The sequence below is a fragment of the Variovorax terrae genome, assembly GCF_022809125.1.
In the GTDB taxonomy this organism is placed as follows: Bacteria; Pseudomonadota; Gammaproteobacteria; order Burkholderiales; family Burkholderiaceae_C; genus Variovorax_A; species Variovorax_A terrae.
Window position 1 is genome coordinate 1,265,394 of the sequence record NZ_JALGBI010000001.1, and the last position, 17,771, is coordinate 1,283,164.

At 68.9% G+C, this 17,771-nt stretch carries 16 protein-coding genes; 7 read left to right on the top strand and 9 right to left on the bottom strand.

What is annotated here, in order from left to right:
- Positions 1 to 30: 30 nt before the first annotated feature.
- From MMF98_RS05945 to MMF98_RS05985, 9 genes are all read right to left on the bottom strand, one after another.
- Entirely contained in the window at positions 31 to 1,674 is a 1,644-nt protein-coding gene (locus MMF98_RS05945) for a hypothetical protein (RefSeq protein WP_243305276.1), read from the bottom strand.
- Entirely contained in the window at positions 1,671 to 3,404 is a 1,734-nt protein-coding gene (locus tag MMF98_RS05950; RefSeq protein ID WP_243305278.1) for a hypothetical protein, read from the bottom strand. Before MMF98_RS05950 ends, MMF98_RS05945 begins: the two co-directional genes overlap by 4 nt.
- Complete coding sequence (locus MMF98_RS05955) at positions 3,401 to 4,402, bottom strand: Bug family tripartite tricarboxylate transporter substrate binding protein (RefSeq protein ID WP_243305279.1); 1,002 nt, start codon at positions 4,400 to 4,402, stop codon at positions 3,401 to 3,403. Before MMF98_RS05955 ends, MMF98_RS05950 begins: the two co-directional genes overlap by 4 nt.
- 41 nt (positions 4,403 to 4,443) lie before the next feature.
- On the bottom strand, positions 4,444 to 6,024 hold the full coding sequence (garD, locus tag MMF98_RS05960; RefSeq protein WP_243305282.1) for a galactarate dehydratase: 1,581 nt from the start codon (positions 6,022 to 6,024) through the stop codon (positions 4,444 to 4,446).
- 10 nt (positions 6,025 to 6,034) lie between these two features.
- Entirely contained in the window at positions 6,035 to 7,321 is a 1,287-nt protein-coding gene (locus tag MMF98_RS05965; RefSeq protein ID WP_243305284.1) for a TRAP transporter large permease, read from the bottom strand.
- A gap of 3 nt (positions 7,322 to 7,324) precedes the next feature.
- Entirely contained in the window at positions 7,325 to 7,813 is a 489-nt protein-coding gene (locus MMF98_RS05970; RefSeq protein ID WP_243305286.1) for a TRAP transporter small permease, read from the bottom strand.
- Between the two features lie 66 nt (positions 7,814 to 7,879).
- Positions 7,880 to 8,854 carry a TRAP transporter substrate-binding protein gene (locus MMF98_RS05975; RefSeq protein WP_243305288.1) on the bottom strand — a complete coding sequence of 325 codons (975 nt, stop codon included), beginning with the start codon at positions 8,852 to 8,854 and terminating at the stop codon, positions 7,880 to 7,882.
- 40 nt (positions 8,855 to 8,894) lie between these two features.
- Positions 8,895 to 9,779 carry an SMP-30/gluconolactonase/LRE family protein gene (locus MMF98_RS05980; protein ID WP_243305289.1) on the bottom strand — a complete coding sequence of 295 codons (885 nt, stop codon included), beginning with the start codon at positions 9,777 to 9,779 and terminating at the stop codon, positions 8,895 to 8,897.
- A 23-nt stretch (positions 9,780 to 9,802) separates the two neighbouring features.
- Positions 9,803 to 10,615: an NAD-dependent epimerase/dehydratase family protein gene (locus tag MMF98_RS05985; RefSeq protein WP_243305291.1), complete on the bottom strand. Its 813-nt coding sequence runs from the start codon at positions 10,613 to 10,615 to the stop codon at positions 9,803 to 9,805.
- A gap of 77 nt (positions 10,616 to 10,692) precedes the next feature.
- Here MMF98_RS05985 and MMF98_RS05990 point away from each other — a divergent pair, with 77 nt between their 5' ends.
- From MMF98_RS05990 to MMF98_RS06020, 7 genes are all read left to right on the top strand, one after another.
- A complete protein-coding gene (locus tag MMF98_RS05990; protein WP_243305293.1) occupies positions 10,693 to 11,523 on the top strand; it encodes a FadR/GntR family transcriptional regulator in 831 nt (276 codons plus the stop codon).
- A 90-nt stretch (positions 11,524 to 11,613) separates the two neighbouring features.
- Positions 11,614 to 12,582, top strand: coding sequence for a Bug family tripartite tricarboxylate transporter substrate binding protein (locus MMF98_RS05995; protein ID WP_243305295.1), 969 nt, complete (start codon positions 11,614 to 11,616; stop codon positions 12,580 to 12,582).
- 77 nt (positions 12,583 to 12,659) lie between these two features.
- Positions 12,660 to 13,571 carry a 5-dehydro-4-deoxyglucarate dehydratase gene (gene kdgD, locus MMF98_RS06000; RefSeq protein WP_243305296.1) on the top strand — a complete coding sequence of 304 codons (912 nt, stop codon included), beginning with the start codon at positions 12,660 to 12,662 and terminating at the stop codon, positions 13,569 to 13,571.
- Positions 13,572 to 13,608: 37 nt separating this feature from the next.
- Positions 13,609 to 14,565 carry a Bug family tripartite tricarboxylate transporter substrate binding protein gene (locus MMF98_RS06005; protein WP_243305298.1) on the top strand — a complete coding sequence of 319 codons (957 nt, stop codon included), beginning with the start codon at positions 13,609 to 13,611 and terminating at the stop codon, positions 14,563 to 14,565.
- A gap of 20 nt (positions 14,566 to 14,585) precedes the next feature.
- Positions 14,586 to 15,920: a glucarate dehydratase gene (gene gudD, locus MMF98_RS06010; RefSeq protein ID WP_243305300.1), complete on the top strand. Its 1,335-nt coding sequence runs from the start codon at positions 14,586 to 14,588 to the stop codon at positions 15,918 to 15,920.
- Positions 15,921 to 15,938: 18 nt separating this feature from the next.
- Positions 15,939 to 17,381: an aldehyde dehydrogenase family protein gene (locus MMF98_RS06015; protein WP_243305301.1), complete on the top strand. Its 1,443-nt coding sequence runs from the start codon at positions 15,939 to 15,941 to the stop codon at positions 17,379 to 17,381.
- Between the two features lie 210 nt (positions 17,382 to 17,591).
- Positions 17,592 to 17,735, top strand: a complete 144-nt coding sequence (locus tag MMF98_RS06020) for a hypothetical protein (protein WP_243305303.1) — start codon at positions 17,592 to 17,594, stop codon at positions 17,733 to 17,735.
- Positions 17,736 to 17,771 lie beyond the last annotated feature (36 nt).

Here is a 17,771-nt window from a genome sequence, read left to right on the forward strand (position 1 = left end):
CGGTGGGCTGGGCTGTGTCCTGGCGGCCGTTCATGCTGGGCTCCCGAGCACCGCAAGGGCCTGCGCCTCGATCCGGCGGCCGTCGCGGATGATGTCGTGCGCGCGGCGCGGGTCCATCAGCATGATGTACTGGTGCGGCACGCTGCCGGTCCGGGCCAGCGCCTGCACCGTGTCGGCATGGCGTTCAAGGGCTTCGAGCAGGCGGGACAGCGCCTTGTGGTCGTCCTCGCGGTGCCCGGCCTGCGGATCGCCAAGCCAGCGCGCATACAGGCAGACCTTGGCGCACAGCTCGAGCCCCTCGACCCAGGTGTCGAAATGCGCGAAGCCCGCCTGGACGAAGGCCTGGACCCGGGTGTCCACGGCTGGCGCCGCGCGGCGCACGTCGGCCACCAGGGCGCGCGCCAGCGCGAGCGCCTCGTCCTTCTCGGCCAGCGCGCGCTCGAGGCGGCGGCGGTCGAGCTGGAGGTCGCCGGCCCGCTCGGGGGCCCAGACGGCCAGGCTGTCGCGGTTCTCCATGCCCCACCAGGCCCGCTCGATGCTGCGCGGCAGCATGCTGTTGTCGGCGGACACGAAGCCGTCGATGTAGGCGGCGCGCCGCACCACAGGCTCGGTCCGTTCGAGCAGGGCGGCCAGCCAGCCGGCGGCGCCTTCATCCCAGCCACGCTCGGCCAGCCAGCGCCGGCAGGCCTGTGCGGCGTCGATGTCCTGGCCGCGCGCCAGCGCCGCCGCGCCGATGAGGTTGATCTCGTTGAGCGTGTCGAGTGCGTCGAGGTCGTTGATGCGCTCCCACTCGATGCGGAAGATGCCGCCTTCGACGCCATGGGCCTGCCAGTGCGCCATGCGCCGGCGCAGGTCGTCGAGCACCAGGCAGGGCATGCAGCCCCAGCCGAAGAACTGGCCCATCACGTCGTACTCGACCCATTGCGTGCGCCGCACCTGGCGGATCGCCGGGTTGTCGGGGAAGCCCAGGTAGAAGTCGTGCGGCGTCGCCTTGATGCAGAAGATCACGTCCTCGGGCGCGGCGTCCACCGCCTCGATCAGCGGCGCATGGTCGGCCGGCTTATAGGCGAAGTCGCGCACCGCGAGCCGCTTGCCGTGCCGCGCGATCGGTGCGTGCAGGCAGGCGATCATGCGGGCATACCAATCGACCAGCGGCTCCTCCTGGCAGCGCGCGCAGCGGCAGGTCTTCTGCACACGCGAGGCGCGGCTTTCCTGCGAGCCGAAGCTCACGATCAGGCCCGCGAGGGCCGGGAAGTCGCCGAACAGCTCGTCCATCTTGTGGCCGAGGTACTCCGTCCAGAAGGGCTCGGAGGGACAGATCGCGCCATTCTTGAACACCTCGGGGTGCAGGGCGAACACCTCGTCGGAAAAGCCGATCTCCTTGACGTTGACCCACACCGCCACGCCGGCAGCGCCGGCCATGGCGAGCAGGTGCTCAAAGTAGGCGCGGCGGTTGAAGATCGCGTTCTCGCCGCGGCGCGACGGCAGGTCGCTCCACAGCGCATAGGGATCGAAGTAGGCGCGCGGGTAGACGAGCTGGTGCACCAGGTCCGACTCGTGCAGCACCAGCGTGTTCATGCCGTGGCGCTGCATGAAGGCGAGCACGCGCTGCACGCGCTCGCGCTCCCACATGCGCTGGCCATGCATCTCGACGGCGCGCATCGCCAGCGTCATGCCGTCACCTCTTCGGTGGGCGCCGCCAGGCGCGCAAGCTGGGCTTCGATGTCCAGCGCCAGCGCACGGACGCGCGAGACGTCGAGCAGCCAGTAGGCATAGTGCGGGTAGTGCGTGCCCGCGAGCACGGCATCGATCTGCCGGGCGAACTCGCGCAGCGGAGGCACGGCCGCGCCGGCCGCCTCGATCCAGGCCGCTTCGCCCGAGCGCCGGGCGCGGTCGGCAGAGAACACCGCCCGCGCGCACAGCATGTAGCCCTGCACATAGTGCTCGTACAGCCCGAGCATGGTCTCGAGCTCCGCGGCCACCGCCGGTGGCAGGCCCAGTTCGCGCGGCCGCAGCAGGGCGCCGAGCCGGCGCACCTCGGCGAGCGCCTGCTCCTTTTCCGCGAAGATGATCTCGAGGTTCTCGTCGGTCGGCTCCAGCAGCCGCGAGGCGCCGGGCTCCCAGTCGTCCCGGCCATGGATGTGGACCAGCATGTCGAAGGCCTTGGCCAGCGATTCGGGGTACTGGTCATCCTCGTGGAACAGGTGGCCGCGCACGTAGGCGGCCTTTTCCATGACCTGCCACGACGCCCGCATGTAGTCGCGCAGCCAGACCGGCGCCTGCGGATGCGCCGGCACCTGCGGCGGCGCCATCTCCGAGGCCGAGCGCATCGGCGAGTACAGGCCGTGCCGGGCCCAGGCCGCGTAGATGCCGTCCAGGTCGCGCTCCACGTCCTGCGCCAGCATCGCGCCGCCGATCACGTTGAGGATGTTCGGACTGTTGAAGCTGCCCGCGTCGGTGATCACCTCCCAGTCGGTGCGCAGCGAGATGCCCTCGGCCCCGCTGGCCAGCGCGTGCCGCATGCGCCGCTGCATGTCCTCGACCACGCTGAGCGGGAAGAAGCCGAGGCCGAAGAACTGGCCCCAGGTGTCGTACTCGATCCACTGCCGCAGGCCTGCGGTGTGGCCGATGCGCGGGTTGTCGGGGAAGGTGGGGTAGTAGTCGTGCGGCGTGTTCTTCAGCGAGATCACGATGTCGGGCGAGCAGCGGCGTGCCGCGTCGAGCATGTGGCTCTGCTGGTCGGCCGAGTAGGAGAAGTCGCGCACCGCGAGCGTCTTGCCCGCGGCCGCGAGCGGCCGCTCCATCGCGCCGAGCAGGTCGGCGTACCAGTCCGCCGGCGACAGCGCGGCGCAGCGTTCGCAGCGGCAGCTGTTGGCCGAGATCGACACCTTGCTCTCGCGCGTGCCCGGGCTGACGATCACGCCCGCCAGATCGGGCACGGCCTGCACCAGCTCGCACATCTTGATGTCGAGGAACTTCCACCAGAACGGATCGCTCGGGCAGACCGAGCCGTCGGCGCCGCGCAGGCCCGGCACGATCTCGAGCAGCGCATCGGCGAACCAGATCTCCTTGATCTGCAGGTACAGGCGGATGCCCAGCGCCTTGGCTTCGCGCGCCACCTTGTTGATGTAGTGGCGGTTCTGGTAGATCGAGTGCAGCCGCACCGGCCAGCGCTTCCACATGAGCTCGTCGGGAAAGAAGGCCTCGGGGAACACCAGGTGCTCGACGATGTCGTTCTGATGGAACACGAGCGCATTCATGTCGAACTGGTGCATGAAGCTCAGCGCCTGCTCGACCTGTGCCCATTGCCACATGCGGCTGGAGTGGAATTCGAGCGCGCGAACCGCAAAGCCGCGGGCACCGGCCCTGGCGCCCGCCGAGGGCGTCTTGCTGTCGAACGTCATTTGACTTGCTGCCTCACCATCTGGAGGATGCCGGTCTGGGTGACGACCTGCTTGTAGTGGGCCTGCTGGTCGGTCCATTTGCGCGCGAACGCGGCCGGCCCCATGTAGACGGGCTCCAGCCCGAGCTGGCGGATCGAATCCTGCATCGCCGCCGTATTGAGCGCCTTGTCGAGAGCGTCGGCGAGCTTCTTCCTCACGGGCTCGGGCAGGTTCTTCGGCGCGCCGATGCCCTGCCAGAGGGTCACGACCACGTCATAGCCCTTCTCGCGCGCGGTAGGTGCGTCCTTGAACAGTGGGTCGGCCAGGCGCTGCTCGCCGAACACCACGAGCACCCGGATCTTGCCGGCCTTGACCTGTTCCTTGATGTCGACCGGGTTGATGCCGCCGGCCTGGATGTGGCCGCCCAGCAGCGAGGTGATCAGGCTGCCGCCGCCGTCGAAGTTGACGGGCTCCATCGGGATCTTGGCCAACTGCTGCAGGTGGGCCGGGCCGATGTGCGAGGTGTTGCCGATGCCGGTGATGCCGTAGTTGGTCTTCTGCGGATTGGCGCGCGCGTAGGCCGCGAATTCCTCGAAGGTCTTCCAGGGCGCGTCGCCCCTGACGGCCAGCACGAAAGGCACCTCGCCGACCTGGGCGATGGCGTCCAGATCGGTGGCGTAGTTGTGGCGCGCAATGCCGTAGAGCGGCTGCGTCACCATGCCGCTGTTCGTGATGCCGATGGTGTAGCCGTCGGGCTTGGCCTGCACCAGTTCATTGAGGCCGATCATGGCGGCGGCGCCGGGCTTGTTCTCGACTACCACGGCCTGGCCGAGCTGCTTTTCCAGATCGCGCGCGACCAGCCGGGCCACCAGGTCCGAGCTGCCGCCCGGACCGAACGGGACGATCATCTTGACCGGCCGGTTCGGGTAGTCCTGGCTCCAGGCCGCGGGGCCGGTGAGGCCCGCGCAGGCCGCCGCGAGGGCGGTGGCCAGAATTCGTCTTCGTTGGATGGGTGTCATGTCTATGTCTCCTTCGTTGTTATGGGGCTCTCGGGGCCCCGTCAGGTAATCGGTGCCGGATTGAACAGCACCAACGCGTTGTGCAGCTTCCAATGCTCTGCCCAGGTTTTCTTGCGGCCGCTGGCCACGTCCAGCATCAGACGGAACAGCTCCCAGCCCACGTCTTCGATGCTTGCCGTGCCGTCGGCGATGCGGCCGGCGTTCACGTCCATCAGGTCGTGCCAGCGGCGCGCCAGCTCGCTGCGCGTGGCCACCTTGATGACCGGGCAAGCGGCCAGGCCATAGGGCGTGCCGCGGCCGGTGGTGAAGACATGCAGGTTCATGCCGGCTGCGAGCTGCAGGGTGCCGCAGATGAAATCGCTGGCCGGCGTGGCGGCGTACACCAGGCCATGGTCTATGCGGCGGTCCGCCAGCCTTTGCCCCGGCGACAGCACGCCCGTGATCGGTGCGGTGCCGCTCTTGACGATGGAGCCCATGGCCTTCTCGACGATGTTCGACAGGCCGCCCTTCTTGTTGCCGGGCGTGGTGTTGGCGCTGCGGTCCGCCTTGCCCTTGTCGAGATAGGCGTCGTACCAGGCCATCTCCTGGATCATCGCCTGGGCCACGCCGGGGCTTGCCGCGCGCGAAGTGAGCTGGTCTATGCCGTCGCGCACCTCGGTCACCTCGCTGAACATCACGGTCGCGCCCGCGCGCACGAGCAAGTCGGTGCAAAAGCCCACCGCTGGATTCGCCGTGACGCCGCTGAACGCATCGCTGCCGCCGCATTGCACGCCCACGACCAGCGCGCTGGCGGGCACGGTCTCGCGCCGGCGCGCGTCAAGGCGCCGCAGGTGCGCCTGGGCGCTGTCCATGATGGCGTCGATCATGGACATGAAGCCCACATGCGCCTCGTCCTGCAGGCAGACCACGTCCAGCGCGGGCTCTCGCTGATCCACGATGGGAAAGGAGCCGGGCGGCAGCAGGCGCTCGGGCTGCAGCTTCTCGCAGCCCAGGCTCACCACCATCACCTCGCCGCCAAAGTTCGGGTTGTGGCTGATGTTGCGCAGCGTGCGCTGCGGTATTTCGGCGCCCGGGGCGTCGATTGCCACGCCGCAGCCATAGGTGTGTTCCAGCCCGACCACGTCATCGACGTTCGGGTATTTCGGCAGCAGTTCCGACTTGATCCTGCGCACCGCAAAGTCGAGCACGCCGGCCACGCATTGCACCGTGGTGGTGATGGCCAGGATGTTGCGCGTGCCGACCGAGCCGTCGGCATTGCGGTAGCCCTCGAAGGTGTAGCCTTCCAGCGGCGGCATCGCGGGCGGCCGCCGCGTGGCGATGGGCAGGCTGCCGTCCAGCTCGCGCGCCTCGGGCATCTTCAGCAGGCGTTCATGCACCCAGCTGCCGGCCGCGATGTCTTTTGCCGCATGGCCGATGGCCACGTTGTAGCGCAGCACGGGGGCGCCGGCGGGCAGGTCGGCCAGCGCCACCTTGTGGCCTTGCGGCACCGGCTCGCGCAGGGCGAGGCCCGAGGGCAGCAGGGTGCCAGCCGGCAGGCCGCCCTCGTTGGCGACGATCGCGACGTTGTCGCCCTCGTGCATGCGGATGAGCAGCGGGGGCTGGTGCGGCGGCGGGGCATTCATCGGGCGGTCCTCATTTGCCCATGAACAGGCCGGGCAGCCACATGGAGAACGCCGGCACGAAGGTCACCAGCATCAGCGCCGCGATCAGCGCGCCGTAGAACGGCCAGATCGTGCGCATCACATAGCCGACCGACACGCCGCCGATGGCGCAGCCGACGAACTGGGTCGTGCCCACGGGCGGCGTGTTCAGGCCGAGCGCGCAGTTGATCAGCATCACCATGCCGAACTGCACCGAGCTCATGCCGTAGTGCTGGGCGATCGGCAGGAAGATCGGCGTGCACAGCAGGATGGTGGCCGCCATGTCGAGGAAGGTGCCCAGCACGAACAGGATGACGTTGATGAGCAGGAAGATCATCCACGGCTCGGTGGTGATCCTGGACAGCATCTGCCCCGTGAGCTCGGCCACGCCATAGAGGCTGATGAGGTAGCCGAAGGTGCTGGAGATGCCGATCAGCAGCAGCACCACGCCGGTGGTGCGCACCGCCTTGGCCGCAGCCTTGATGAAATGCTCCCACTTCAGGGTGCGGTAGACGAAGATCGTCAAGGCCAGGGCGTAGAGCACGGCCACGGCGGCCGACTCGGTGGCGGTGAAGACGCCGCTCAGGATGCCGCCCAGGATCAGCACCACCACGAACAGGCCGGGCAGGGCGGCGGCGAACGAGCGCGCCACGATGCTCCAGCCCGGGAACGTGCCCGCCGGGTAGCCGCGCCTGACGGCCACCAGGTAGGCGGCGGCCAGGTTGCTCAGGGTCAGGATCAGGGCGGGCAGCAGGCCGGCCAGGATCAGCGCCGCGATCGACACCTTGCCGCCGGCCGCCAGCGAATAGATGATGAGGTTGTGGCTGGTGGGCATCAGCGCACCGACCAGGGCCGCGTGCGTGGTCACGTTGACGGCGTAGTCCGCGTGGTAGCCCTCCTTCTTCATCATCGGGATCATCACGGCGCCCATGGCCGAGACATCGGCCACCGGCGAGCCCGAGACGCCGCCGAACAGCGTGCAGGCCACCACGTTGGACATGCCCAGGCCGCCGCGCACGTGGCCGACCAGGTTCTTCGCCAGCGCGACGATGCGGTCGGCGATGCCGCCGTACATCATCAGCTCGCCGGCGAAGATGAAGAACGGAATCGCCAGGAAGGAGAAGATGCCCATGCCGGAGGTCATCTGCTGGAAGCCGACGGCCAGCGGCAGCCCTTCGTAGAGCAGGGTGGACAGGGCTGACAGCCCGATGGCGAACGCCACCGGCACGCCCAGCAGCAGGAACAGCGTGAAACTGACGCAGAGGATGGTGAGAGCCATGAATCAATTCCAGGAGGGTTCCACTTCGCGCCCCTGGGCCAGGGCCATCAGGTGTTCGATCGAAAACAGGACGATGAGGACGCCCGCGACGGCCGCGGGAATGTATTTCCAGCCCTCGGAAATCCACAGCGTGGGCAGGCGGTAGGACCAGACGGACAGGGCGAGGTAGCCGCAGTTCCAGGCCATGGCGGCGCCGAACAGCAGCACCAGCGCGTGGATCAGGTATTCCATCCGCAGGCGGATGCGCTCGGGCGCCAGGATCAGCAGCGACTCCAGGCCGATGTGGCCCGCATCGCGCACGCCGACGGCGGTACCCAGCATGGTGACGTAGAGCACCAGCAGCAGGGCCAGGCTCTCCGCCCAGGTGGGCGTGTTGTTGAGAACGTAGCGGCCGAACACCTGCCAGGACACGGCGCAGATCAGCGCCACGATGCCGGCGATGCCCAGCCACATGCAGGCCCGGGCGAGCCGGCGGCAGAGGGTGGTGTACATGGTGAAGCGTCGTGCATCCGCCGGGCCCGGGCCTGCGGCAGGCCCGGACGGCAGCGGAAGGAGGTGTTACTTCGTGTCCTGGATGCGCTTGACCAGGTCCTTGAGCTTGGCGTCCGTGATGAACTTGTCATACACCGGCTTCATCGCGGACTGGAACGAGGCCTTGTCGACCTCGATGATCTGGGCGCCGCCGGCCTTCACGATGGCCAGCGATTTCTCCTCGCGCTCGTCCCACAGCTTGCGCATGTAGGGCACCGATTCCTTGGCGGCCTGGCGGATCGCCTTCTGGTCGTCGGGGCCGAGCGTGTCCCACACGCGCTTGGAGAACAGCAGCATCTCGGGCGCCATCGAGTGGTCGGTCACCGAGAAGTACTTGGCCACCTCGAAGTGGCGCGAGCTTTCGTAGGACGGGTAGTTGTTCTCGGCGCCATCCACCAGGCCGGTCTTGAGCGCGGTGTAGACCTCGCCGAACGGCATGGGCGTGGCGTTGGCGCCCATGGCTTCGAGCAGCGCGACCCACAGGTCGGACTGCTGCACGCGGATCTTCAGGCCCTTGGCGTCGGCCAGGGTGCGCACCGGTTTCTTGGCGGTGTAGAGAGAGCGCGAGCCGCTGTCGTAGTAGGCCAGGCCGATGAAGCCCTGGGGCGCGCAGGAGGCCAGGATCTCCTCGCCGATCGGGCCGTCGAGCACATGGCGCATGTGTTCCTTGGAGCGGAACAGGAAGGGCATGGTCGGCACCTGCGTCGAGGCACAGATGTTGTTCATCGGCGCGATGTTCACGCGCGTCATGGCCAGCGCGCCGATCTTGGTCTGCTCGATGGTGTCCTTCTCGTTGCCCAGGGCGCTGTTGTTGAACACCTTGATGCTGTGTTTGCCGTTGGTCAGCGCCTTCAGGCGCTCGCCCATGAACTTGACGGCATCGACCGTGGGATAGCCGTCGGGGTGGATGTCGGAGGAGCGGAATTCGGTGGCGTGGGCGCTGAATGCCAGTGCGGCAGCCAGGCCCACGAGGCCATGTCGGAGCGTTTGTTGGAGTGTCATGTCTTCCTCTCAGGTTGGTGGTGTGGCAAGGGAAAGGGGGTCAGCCGGCGAACGCCGGCTCCGGCAGGCCGCGCACGCCGGGGTGCAGCGCGAACACGCCGCCGGCCAGCGGCTGGTCCGACAGGTCGATGCCATCCGGCCGGATCGAGGTGACGAACAGCGTGTCCAGGCCAGGGCCGCCGAAGGCGCACATGGCGGGTTTCTTCACCGGCACGGGCAGCGAGCGGTCGAGCTGGCCGGCGGGTGTGAAGCGGTGCACCAGCCCGGCGTCGTTGCCGCAGATCCAGTAGCCGCCGTCCTCGTCCACCGCGGCGCCGTCGGGCCGGCCGGGCAGCGGGGCCATGTCCACGAACAGGCGGCGACGCGAGGGCGTGCCGCTGGCGGTGTCGTAGTCGAATGCCCAGATCTTCTGCACCGAGGGGTGCGAATCCGACAGGTACATGGTGCGGCCGTCCGGGCTGAAGGCCAGGCCGTTCGGCACGATGAAGCCGTCCAGCCGCGGCGCCAGATCGCTATTGTTTTGATAGCAATAAAGCACCCCGGCATGCCGACCTGCGGCCATATCGAGCAACATGGTGCCGGCCCAAAAGCGGCCCTGGCGGTCGCAGCGACCGTCGTTGAAGCGCATGCCGGGCTGGGCGTGCCGTACCACCGCCAGAGGCTGGGCGGCCAGCGCGCCGGCGCTGCCCGGGGCCAGGTGGAACAGGCCCGACTCCATTGCCGCGAGCCAGCCGCCCTGGGCATGCGGCGCGATGCAGCCGGTCATCTCCGGCGTGGCCCAGGCGCTGAGCCCGCCGCTGGCGGTGTGCCAGCGGTGCAGCCGGCGCGCCGGGATGTCCACCCAGTAGAGCGCCTGCTCATCCGGGCGCCAGACCGGGCTCTCGCCGGTGGCGTTGCGTGCGTCGACAACCAGTTCGGCCTGCATGGGGATGCTCGCGGTGGGTGATGTCAGAGCGTCTCGAACGGGCCGGCCTTGACGAAGTTGCCGCCCTGGTAGACGGCGACGGCTGCGTCAGGCGCCGGCAGCGGCTGCTGCTCCACCTGGCCGCGAAAGGCCTCGGAGCTGTCCCGGGCCTCGAAGCCCAGGTGCGCGGCCAGATGGTTGTTCCACCAGAGGTTGCGGTTGGCCGACATGCCATAGACCACGGTGTGGCCGACGCCCGGCGTGAACAGGCTGCGGCGCACCAGTTCGGTCAGGTCGCGGTAGCTCATCCAGGTGGACATCATGCGGCGGTCCCTGGGCTCGGGAAACGACGAGCCGATGCGGATGCACACGGTTTCGATGCCGTAGCGGTCGAAGTAGAAGCGCGACAGGTCCTCGCCATAGGACTTGGACAGGCCGTAGTAGCCGTCGGGCCGGCGCGCGGCGCCGGCGTCGATCGTCTCGTCCTGGCGGTAGAAGCCGGTCACGTGGTTGGAACTGGCGAACACCACGCGCCGCACGCCGTGCCGGCGCGCCGCTTCGTAGAGGTGGAACACCCCCTTGATGTTGGCTTCCAGGATCTCCTCGAACGGGCGCTCGACCGAGACGCCGCCCAGGTGCACGACGGCGTCGCAGCCCTGGACCAGCGCATCCACCGCGGCCTTGTCGGCCAGGTCGCAGGGCACGACTTCCTCGTGGGCGCCCGCGGCCGCCATGCCGGCGATGTCCGACAGGCGCAGGGTGCGGGCATAGGGCTTGAGGCTGTCGCGCAGGATCTGGCCCAGGCCGCCGGCGGCGCCGGTGAGCAGGAGCCGGCCGAGTGATTGTCCCGTCGTCATTCTTCGCAATCCATGGTGGAGGGGTTGGAGGTATGTTATCGGTTGTCGTACAACATGAAAGTCATTATCATCAGTCCATGGCAAATCTGTCAACAGCATCGGCTCCGGATATTCCCGAGGTGGCGGCCGCCGCCCCGGCGGGGCCCGCGGGGCGCCTGGCCGAGCGCCCGCGCAGGCGCTCGCGCAGCCTTGCACACGAACTGGTCGAGGGCCTGGGCGGCCAGATCCAGTCGCAGGTGCTGCGGCCGGGCGACAAGCTGCCCACCGAGTCCGAGATCATGCAGGCCTACGGCGTCAGCCGCACCGTGGTGCGCGAGGCGCTGTCGCGGCTGCAGGCGGCCGGGCTGGTGGAGACGCATCACGGCATCGGCACGTTCGTGCTGGAGGCGCGGCCCACGACGAGTTTCCGCATCGATCCGGCCGACATCGCCACGGCGGTCGACGTACTGGCGGTGCTGGAATTGCGCATTAGCCTGGAGACCGAGTCCGCCGGGCTGGCGGCCCTGCGCCGCACCGATGAGCAGTTGGCCGAGATGCGCCGCGCACTCGATGCCTTCGAGGCCCATGTGGGCGATGCGGGCGATACCGTGTCGCCCGACTTCCGGTTCCATCTGCAGATCGCCAATGCCACCGGCAACCGCTACTTTGCCGACATCATGAGCCACCTCGGGGCCACGCTGATTCCGCGCACCCGCATCAATTCGTCGAAGCTTGCGATGGAGCATCTGTCGCAGTACCTGCGCCGCGTGAACCGCGAGCACGAGGAGATCTACGAGGCGATTGCGCGCCGCGATCCCGAGTCGGCGCGCGCCGCCATGCGCATCCATCTCACCAACAGCCGCGAGCGCCTGCGCCGGGCGCAGGAGGCCTCCGAGGCGGCAGAGCGGCAGGGCGGCGCCCCGGTCTAGCAGCGGGGCGGGTGGTGGTTGGACTTGCCTTTGGCTGATTTCGTGTTGTATGATGACGTACAACATATCGACCAAACAGGAGACTCCCGCATGAACCTGAATCGTCGCAAGCTGCTGGCGGGCTCGCTGGCCCTGGGTCCGTTCGGGCACGAGGCGCTGGCTCAGGCCTGGCCGGCCAGGCCGCTGCGCATCGTCGTGCCGTACCCGCCGGGCGGGTCTTCCGACATCATTGCGCGCGCCATCAGCCAGCCGCTGTCCGAAGCGCTGAAACAGCCTGTCATCGTGGACAACAAGGCCGGGGCCAATGGCAACGTTGGTGCCGAGCTGGTGGCCAAGGCCGCGCCCGACGGCTACACGCTGCTGCTGTGCGATGTGGGCGCGCTGGCCATCAGCCCTTCGGTCTACACGCGGCTGCCGTTCGATCCGGGCCGGGACCTGCGCGGTGTCACCATGCTGGCCTATTCGCCGCACCTGCTGGTGGTGCATCCTTCGGTGCCCGCCAGCAACCTCAAGGAACTGGTGGCGCTGTCGAAGAAAACCGAGCTCAACTTCGCCGTCACCGCCACCGGCAGCGCGCCGCATCTGGCCGGCGTGGCGCTGGAGCGCGCCAGCGGCGCGCGCTGGCAATACGTGCCCTACAAGGGCGGCGTGCAGGCCGTCTCCGATACCGTGGCGGGCCAGACCCAGGTGCTGATGAACGGCATGCTGGCCACGCTGCCGCAGGTGCAGGGCGGCAAGCTCAAGGTGCTGGGCGTGTCCAAGCGCACCCGCATGCCGCTGATCGGCGACGTGCCGACGATCGCGGAGCAGGGCGTGCCCGATTTCGAGTCAGGCACCTGGCAGGGCGCGCTGGTGCCGGCCGGCACGCCGGCCGCGGTGATTGCTAGGTTGAACGCCGAGCTGATCCGCATCATCCGCAGTCCCGAGATCCGCTCGCGGCTGGCCGGCCAGGGCGCCGAGGTCGTGACCATGGCGCCCACCGAGCAGGACCGTTTCTTCGGCGCCGAGCGCGCACGCTGGGCCCAGGTGGTGGCGCAGGCGCAGATCCGGCTCGACTAGGGCAGGGGTCTGCGGCCGCGCGCCCTCTCAGTTCCTCACCTCATCTTCTTTTTCAAATTACGCAACCCTCATTCACCATGACGCCTCAAGAACTCAAATCCATCATGTCCCACGGCCTGCTGTCGTTCCCGCTGACCGACTTCGATGCCCAGGGCAACTTCAACCCGCGCGGCTACGCCGAGCGCCTGGAATGGCTGGCTCCCTACGGCGCCAGTGCGCTGTTCGCCGCGGGCGGCACCGGTGAATTCTTCTCGCTCACGGGCGACGAATACCCCGAGATCATCCAGACCGCGGTCAACACCTGCCGAGGCAAGGTGCCGATCATCGCCGGCGCCGGCGGCCCGACCCGCTTCGCGATCCAGTGCGCCCAGGCCGCCGAGCGTGCCGGCGCGCATGGCGTGCTGCTGCTGCCGCACTACCTGACCGAGGCGGGCCAGGAAGGCCTGATCGCCCACGTCGAGCAGGTCTGCCGCAGCGTGAAATTCGGTGTGATCGTCTACAACCGCAACGCCTGCCGGCTGGGCCCTGATTCGCTGGCCATCCTGGCCGAGCGCTGCCCGAACCTGGTCGGCTTCAAGGACGGCATCGGCGACATCGAGCTGATGTCCTCGATCTACATGAAGATGGGCGAACGCTTCGCCTACCTGGGCGGCCTGCCCACGGCCGAGGTCTATGCCGCGGCCTACAAGGCGCTCGGCACCCCGGTGTACTCGTCGGCGGTGTTCAACTTCATCCCGAAGACCGCGATGGACTTCTACCATGCCGTGGCCCGCGACGACATGGCCACCCAGCACCGCCTGCTGCGCGAATTCTTCATGCCCTACCTGGCGATCCGCAACAAGGGCCAGGGCTACGCGGTGAGCATCGTGAAGGCCGGGGCCAAGCTGGTCGGCCATGGCGCCGGCCCGGTGCGCGCGCCGCTGTCCGACCTCAAGCCCGCCGAGATGGAACAACTGGCCGCGCTGATCCAGAAGCTCGGCCCGCAGTAGGGCGCGCACTCGCAGAATCTCCATCAAGGAAACACCCATGAAAAAGCTGCTTTCAGTGCTGGCGCTCGGCGCCGCCCTGGCCGCGCCGGCCCAGGCCTGGCCGGACAAGACGATGACCCTGATCGTGCCGTTCCCGCCCGGCGGCTCCACCGACACGCTGGCGCGCTCGCTCGCACCCAAGCTGCAGGAGAAGCTCGGCCAGACCTTCATCGTGGACAACAGGGCGGGCGCCACCGGCACCATCGGTGCCACCCAGGTCAAGCGCGCTCCGGCGGACGGCTACACGCTGCTGGTGACCTCGCTCGGGCCGCTGGTGATCGCGCCCCACCTGATGAAGGGCCTGGCCTACGACGCGGGCAAGGATTTCGACCTGCTCACGGTGGCCGTGCAGGCGCCCAACGTGCTGGTCGTGCCGGCCGCGTCGCCCTACAAGTCGCTGGCCGAGCTGGTGTCCGCCGAAAAGGCCACGCCGGACAAGCTGACCTTTGCCTCCTCGGGCAACGGCTCGTCGGACCACCTGACGGCGGAGCTGTTCTGGCTGCAAAGCGGAGCCTCGGGCGTGCACGTGCCCTACAAGGGCGGCGCGCCGGCCATCTCCGACCTGCTGGGCGGGCAGGTGAACGCCTCGTTCCAGAACATCAACGCGGTGCTGCCGCACATCAAGGCCGGCAAGCTGCGGGTGCTGGCCATCACCAGCGACAAGCGCTCGCCGCTGCTGCCGCAGGTGCCGACCATGGCCGAGGCCGGCGTCAAGGGCGTCGAGGTCTATTCTTGGCAGGCCGTGGTGGCGCCGCGCGGCCTGCCGCCGGAGGTGAAGGCCAGGCTGCATGCCGCGCTGGTGGCGGCGTTGAACGACCCGCAGCTCAGGCAGAAGTTCGTCGATGTCGGCTTCGAGATCGTGGCCAGCACGCCCGAGCAGTTCGCGGCGTTCCAGCAGCAGGAGTCGGCACGCTGGAAGCAGATCATCGAGCAGCGCAAGATCAGCGCAGACTGAAACCCCAGGAGATGCAACCCATGACTGCTTCCGCGACACCGGTCATCACCGGCCTGCGCGTCATTCCCGTGGCGGGCCACGACAGCATGCTGCTGAACCTGTCGGGCGCGCATGGCCCCTTCTTCACCCGCAACCTCCTGATCCTCTCCGACAACGCCGGCCGGACCGGCGTCGGCGAGGTGCCGGGCGGCGAGAAGATCCGCGCCACGCTGGAGGATGCCGCCGAACTGGTGGTCGGCCAGCCGATCGGGCAGGTCCAGCGCATCCTGCAGGCGATGCAGGCGCGCTTTGCCGACCGCGACAGCGGCGGCCGCGGCCTGCAGACCTTCGACCTGCGCGTCGCCATCCATGCGGTGACCGCGGTGGAGAGCGCGCTGCTCGACCTGCTTGGCCAGTTTCTCGGCGTGCCGGTGGCCGCGCTGCTCGGCGAAGGCCAGCAGCGCGAGCGCGTGCAGATGCTCGGCTACCTGTTCTACATCGGCGACCGGCGCCGCACCGACCTGGCCTACCGCAGCGAGCCGGAGGCCTCCGATGCCTGGCAGCGCCTGCGCCACGAGGCCGCGCTCACGCCCGAGGCCATCGTGCGGCTGGCCGAGGCGGCCCAGGCGCGCTATGGTTTCCAGGATTTCAAGCTCAAGGGCGGCGTGCTGCGCGGCGAGCAGGAGGTGGAGGCCATCGTTGCGCTGCACGAGCGCTTTCCCGAAGCGCGCATCACGCTCGACCCGAACGGCGGCTGGCTGCTGCAGGACGCGATCCGCCTGATGCGCGACATGCGCGGCGTGGTCGCCTACGCCGAGGACCCGTGCGGCGCCGAGGGCGGCTTCTCCGGCCGCGAGGTGATGGCCGAATTCCGGCGCGCCACCGGCCTGCCGACGGCCACCAACATGGTCGCCACCGACTGGCGCCAGATGGCGCACGCGCTGTCGCTGCAGAGCGTGGACATTCCGCTGGCCGACCCGCATTTCTGGACCATGGCCGGTTCGGTGCGCGTGGCGCAGACCTGCCGTGACTGGGGGCTGACCTGGGGCTCGCACTCGAACAACCACTTCGACGTCTCGCTGGCGATGTTCACCCAGGTCGGCGCCGCCGCGCCCGGGCGCGTCACCGCGATCGACACGCACTGGATCTGGCAGGACGGCCAGCGCCTGACCCGGGAGCCGCTGCAGATCGTGGACGGCTACGTGCAGGTGCCGGCCAAGCCGGGCCTGGGGATCGAGCTCGACATGGCCGAAGTGGAGAAGGCGCATCAGCTCTACCTGCAGCACGGCCTTGGTGCCCGCGACGACGCGGCGGCGATGCAGTACCTGATTCCGGGCTGGACTTTTGACAACAAGCGCCCCTGCATGGAGCGCTGAGACTGGATGGAGCAAACAATGACGTTCAAGAACCTCATCAACGGCGAATGGACCGATGGCGCGCGTACCACGCGCAACATCAACCCCTCGGACACGCGCGACCTGGTGGGCGAGTACGCCCAGGCCGATGCCGCCCAGGCGCGCGAGGCCGTGGCGGCCGCGCGCGCGGCCTTCGGCGCGTGGTCGCAGAGCACGCCGCAGCAGCGCTTCGACATCCTCGACACCGCCGGCAGCGAGATCCTGGCGCGGCGCCAGGAACTGGGCGACCTGCTGGCACGCGAGGAGGGCAAGACCCTGCCCGAGGCCATCGGCGAGGTCGTGCGTGCCGGCAACATTTTCAAGTTCTTCGCCGGCGAGGCGCTGCGCCTGGGCGGCGAGGTCGTGCCGTCCGTGCGGCCTGGCGTGGGCGTGGAGGTGACGCGCGAGGCGCTCGGCGTGGTCGGCCTGATCACGCCGTGGAACTTCCCGATCGCGATTCCGGCCTGGAAGCTGGCGCCCGCGCTGGCCTGTGGCAACACCGTGGTGATGAAGCCGGCCGACCTCGTGCCCGGCTCGGCCTGGGCGCTGGCCGACATCCTGCAGCGCGCCGGGCTGCCCCCAGGCGTGTTCAACCTCGTCATGGGGCGCGGCTCGGAGGTGGGCGCCGTGCTGCTGGACGACCCGCGCGTGGACGCCATCAGCTTCACCGGCTCGGTCGCCACCGGGCAGAAGGTGGCGGCGGCCTGCGTGGCGCGCCTGGCCAAGTTCCAGCTCGAGATGGGCGGCAAGAACCCGTTCGTGGTGCTCGACGATGCCGACCTCGGCGTGGCCGTGAACTGCGCCGTCAACAGCGGCTTCTTCTCCACCGGCCAGCGCTGCACCGCGTCCTCGCGCGTGATCGTGACCGAAGGCATCCACGACCGCTTCGTCGCCGCCATGGCCGAGCGCATGAAGACGCTGAAGGTGGACGATGCGCGCAAGCCCGGCACCGACATCGGCCCGGTGGTGGACGAACGGCAGCTCGCGCAGGACCTGGAGTACATCGCCATCGGCCAGGGCGAGGGCGCGCGGCTGGTGGCCGGCGGCCAGGCACAGGCGCACAACGCCGACGGCGCGCCGGGCTTCTACCTCGCGCCGGCGCTGTTCAGCGAGACCACGCCCGCGATGCGCATCAACCGCGAGGAAATCTTCGGCCCCGTGGTCAGCGTGTTGCGCGCGAAGAACTACGAGGAGGCCCTGGCGCTCGCCAACGACACGCCGTTCGGCCTGGCCGGCGGCATCGCCACCACCTCGCTCAAGCACGCCACGCACTTCAAGCGCCATGCCCAGGTCGGCATGGCGATGGTCAACCTGCCGACCGCGGGCGTGGACTACCACGTGCCCTTCGGCGGCCGCAAGGGCTCGAGCTACGGCGCGCGCGAGCAGGGCCGCTACGCGGCCGAGTTCTACACCACGGTGAAGACGGCCTACACGCAGGCTTGAAGCGGCGGTCGGGCCCCTGGACGGCCGGCTGGCGGGCGGGGGCTTGGCAGAGCCATGGCGCCATGCCTTGCCTCAGCCGGCGCGGCCTCGGCGGCTCGCTCCATCCGCGGGCGGGGACCGGCGCGACAACAGGCGCTTGAACGGCCAGAGTGGTCGGCGGGAGGGCAACGGGTTAGACTGGTTTCGTCTGGTGACACCAGGGAGGCCGACGTGGCAATACACGGGGATGCTGATGGCGTGCGCCGCACGGCGGGGTGCAGCGCCTCTTTTCCGGGCGCGGGCATCGACCGGCTGCCCGGCGGCAAGGCCCCGATCCGGACCGGCTGGTTCGCCAACCTGGTGCGGGTGTTCTGATGCGCAGCCGCCATCCGAGGCGCCGCCCGCCGTTCC